Source organism: Shewanella scandinavica, from assembly GCF_031932065.1.
Classification (GTDB): domain Bacteria; phylum Pseudomonadota; class Gammaproteobacteria; order Enterobacterales; family Shewanellaceae; genus Shewanella; species Shewanella baltica.
In genome coordinates, this window is record NZ_JAUOES010000054.1 from 1 (window position 1) to 3,967 (window position 3,967).

General features: G+C 39.4%; 5 protein-coding genes. All 5 read left to right on the top strand.

Annotated elements, in window-relative coordinates; translation table 11 throughout:
- The first annotated feature begins 21 nt into the window (after positions 1-21).
- Entirely contained in the window at positions 22-579 is a 558-nt protein-coding gene (locus Q4Q50_RS22180) for a hypothetical protein (RefSeq protein WP_311901194.1), read from the top strand.
- A gap of 115 nt (positions 580-694) precedes the next feature.
- Positions 695-1,045, top strand: coding sequence for an Imm8 family immunity protein (locus Q4Q50_RS22185; RefSeq protein ID WP_311901196.1), 351 nt, complete (start codon positions 695-697; stop codon positions 1,043-1,045).
- Between the two features lie 132 nt (positions 1,046-1,177).
- Complete coding sequence (locus tag Q4Q50_RS22190) at positions 1,178-2,098, top strand: hypothetical protein (protein ID WP_311901198.1); 921 nt, start codon at positions 1,178-1,180, stop codon at positions 2,096-2,098.
- Positions 2,099-2,607: 509 nt separating this feature from the next.
- Positions 2,608-3,114 (top strand): hypothetical protein, encoded by a 507-nt coding sequence (locus tag Q4Q50_RS22195; RefSeq protein ID WP_311901199.1) that lies wholly within the window; start codon positions 2,608-2,610, stop codon positions 3,112-3,114.
- 491 nt (positions 3,115-3,605) lie between these two features.
- Positions 3,606-3,967 (top strand): hypothetical protein (locus tag Q4Q50_RS22200; protein WP_311901201.1); only part of this gene is annotated, 362 nt, incomplete at its 3' end.

Here is a 3,967-nt window from a genome sequence, read left to right on the forward strand (position 1 = left end):
TATTACAGGATGTAAGTGGTTATGATTCAACCTTTCTTTGATTTTATGGAAAAATTCGCTACTGACTTTTCATGGCGAAGATTGATTATCTTTTTTACTTTGATAATTATTATTGGCTTTTCATTCTTTTTTTATGAATCCCAAACTTTTAATAACGAGTTAACTGCATATGAACGTACTGTAGCTTTATTAGAAAAAACAAATAAGTTAGATCATAAAGATGAACTAGCAAGTAAAACTATAGAAAATATTCATCGAGGTTTAGTAGAAATTACAGCTAAAAAGAATCTCGCTTCAAGTTTAGATATTGAAATTGGGCAGGAACTTAAGCAAGCAATAGCTGGCTCAATTATTTGGTTCTTGTTTGCTCTCTTTTTTGTACCTAGAGCACTTAGAAAAGAGAAAAACGATGATCACAATATTGTAATTGGGTGTTTAATTATAGGCTCTATTACTGGTGCAATAGGCTATATATTACCAACAAGTTGGGGCGAGTGGATTCTTTTCGGATTATACCCAGTTGGCTTCAACCTTCTACTCTTTGGTGCTTTTGCAGCATATGGCAATCGTGATAAGTAATACATAACAAGTTACTCAAACGGACGCTAAACAGTTGGCTAGCACTCGTTCCTCGTACATTTTAGCCAACTATTTCGCGCCGCTTAGTAAGGCGTTATGCGTACAAAGGAAACGAATGAAACCGATCATCGTAAGCTACGATTGCACTGATCACGACCCCATTGATAAATGGGTGCCTGATGATGCGCACGACGTAGATTTCTGGATGAATTTTACTGTTGGGCCAGACTCAGAAGGTGGTGATAATTTTCAGGTTCATATCGTTACACCAAATAATTTAAACGGTAAAAACTCATCAAAACATGCAATCGTTCTTAATGAGTACTCTTGGTCAGGTGTAGTATCTGAGGTCGAAAAAATTCTTGAGCAATGCCAAGGTCAAGATTGGGCTTCAATAAGTGAGCAATTGGCTAAGCATATGTCTTGGGAGTTTGAAAATTACAAACCATATAGTGGTGGCACGTAATGTCGGCGCATAACAAGTGCCATCAATCGGACTTGGGTAAACTGTCACCGTTTTTGCAAAAAGACGCAAAAACGCTGCCACTTCACCCAAGCCGTTGTGGCAGGCGTTATATTTACATGAGGGGAGATTTAGTTGTTTGAAAATTTGATAAAAAACAAAGACTCTGACATTGCGATTGTCGCTTCACCAGATCACCCTGTTTTAGTAACACCGCCTGATGGCTTAGTTGCTAAAAATGGCAAGATTGCAGCATATTATAAATTACTTTCGACCGAGAAAAAGAGCCCTAAAAATCTTTTGTCTAGGCTAGCATTGTGCAGGTATGCATTGCCTACTCACACACAACACATACTCATTGCTAACGAAAATAATGATAGTTCAGTTATCGACAAGGTTTATTCTAGCTTTGATCGTGTTATTGAGTTAAATGACCTCAATCAAAGTCTGTTGCTCCTCAATGAATCCCCAAATAACCTTTCAGTTGAAAGAGCGACTGTTGGTCGAGATAAGCATTATGTGAAGTACAACTTATTATATGAATTATCCATCCAGCAATTAAGAGATGATGAACCTGAAGAAAGAAGAGTTTTAGACGTAAATACGGATAATTATGAAAAAGCGATTTATTCTAATTGGTTCGGCAGATTCGATGAAAAGCCCATTAAAGGTAAATCTTATGAGTCCAAGTATTTTTCAAAAACATCAAATGGTTACTTTAGCACCCCAGACTTTGTGAATTCCAAAAGACGTTTTGATCTATTAAGGCGTCTATGTATTTCTTCACTTCAAATAGATTCAATTTATGAGGATGGGGTTTTAAGCAAAGTAACCCACGAAAGTAAATTAATACTATCGCAAAATTTACCTGGCTATACGCATGATGAATTAAAAGGTCTGAGGGGGGCTGCATTCGCGGGTCTAGGTCTTAGTCATGCCAAATCTTACGATAGTGCAGACAGATATTCAGAATATATAAATTACAGATTTGAACGAGGGCTTCATGAGTACAGCAAAAAAAAGAATAGATACAATAAACGCAATAATAACAGGTAGCGCGATTTCTTCAGAGCATGAATGTAATCTAGTGTTAGGTGAATTTAATGAGGTTTATCGGTGCTATAGAGTATCCCCAGATAAAAGAAAGTACTTATTACAAGTCTTACATTCAACGCGTGCATTAGATTCAGCCCTTTCTGCATTCATACGGATACATGCGCTTCACGTCCAAACTCCTGCACTAGGATCGTATTTATATTCACTAACTAATCATTCTAAAAGTGGATTACAAAATTTAACTCAATCTGAACGAGTTAGGTTTCAAAATGAAATTGTTAAAAAGAGGAATACATTTATGCATGAAGCAGGCAGCTTTCCAAATCAGGAGAGAGTTGTATCTAATCTTCTTTCTGAAATGCAAACATGTTTAAGTCGCGTCGCATCGCTATGAATATAACAAATTGCTTAAACGGACAAAAAACAGCTGGCTTTTGCTCGTTCCTCGCTAGTTTTAGCCAGCTATTTTATAGCCGCTTAGCAATGCGTTAGCTGCAAAGGACAGGCACATGCTGACTCTCGACGATCTAAGAAAACGGCAACTACTCGGTGGTTATCGTATACCTTGTGATGTAATCGCAATATTAAGCGGCGTCCTTGATCGCCCTTATGACAGAGCCGCGTGGGATGCCTTATGGCAAGAGCTTTACCATCAGGGAGATATAGGAGAAGCTTCGTTATCAGTAATCCCTTTCCTAGTACGATCATTAGTCGAAGTTTCTTATGACGGGCCCGATCTTTGGGCTTATATCGGTAGCATTCAAATAGCTAAAGGCCAACGTGAAAACCCGAATGTCCCGGAGTGGTTATTAGAAGACTACTTAACAGCTATGGAACTGCTACTGAAATATTCTTATATGCGCATACCCGTGACTACAAGCCCAGAAACGATGCGCTACATATTTGGTTTCATATTATGGATGAAGAACGATAAAACGTTCGGTCAAGCCCTCATTGAGCTTACCCCTGATGTTATTGAAGAGGCGCTTGAAAGTTACGGTGTTCTATGCAGCTAACAAGTGGTTCAAACCGTTCGCTTCGCTCACTGGGACGGGCTAAAGCCCGCCCCTTAACCAAACGTTAGGAGCCTTTGCCATATGCCACTGAGAAGGCTCAGCTTACTGTTACTGCTCAGCTTATTGGCAACAATAGCGTTACTTGTCGCTGCTTTCTTTTCTTACGATTTAGAGCATGGAAATTTATGGCGTTTTTTATCATGGCCTGCTCATAAGGCTCGCCTCTGGAGTGGCGGCGTCGTACTCCAATCGATAACTGACTTCATATTCACAAAGCACAGCCAAGGCAATGTACATATCGCAGAAGCCTTGATATTAATTTTTACGTGGTGGCCAGTAACATTTGCAGTCATGTACTTTACATTCCGAACCAAGCGTACAGGCCCCTAACTAGTGGTTCAAATCGCTCGCTTCGCTCACTGGGACTGGCTAAAGCCAGCCCCTTAACCAAACGTTAGCTGCCGGAATATTGGCTTTAGTAAGGATTCACAATGGATGAATTAGATAAAGAAGAATACGAGAAGAAAAAGAAACAAGAATTCACTAAGCGTATGCTTCCGGCAATGCTTGCTATAGCAGGGTTTATGGTCTTCTACTTTATGAAAGGCGGACTATACGAGAGCAGTATTGATTCATTGATGATTGCAATGGTTGTTAGTGTTGCGGTTGCTTCTTTTATAGCAATCGAACCTGACAAATTCAGTTATTTCGTAGTGAGAGGGTTGGCAGTTTTGCTATTCTTCATAACTTTCTCTGGAGTTTGTTTTTCCATTCTTTTTTATGAAAGCATGCCGTTTACAGATCCGTCTAGGCTACGAGAAGCTCAGGTTTTTCTGGCTGTTTCCTCTTCAGG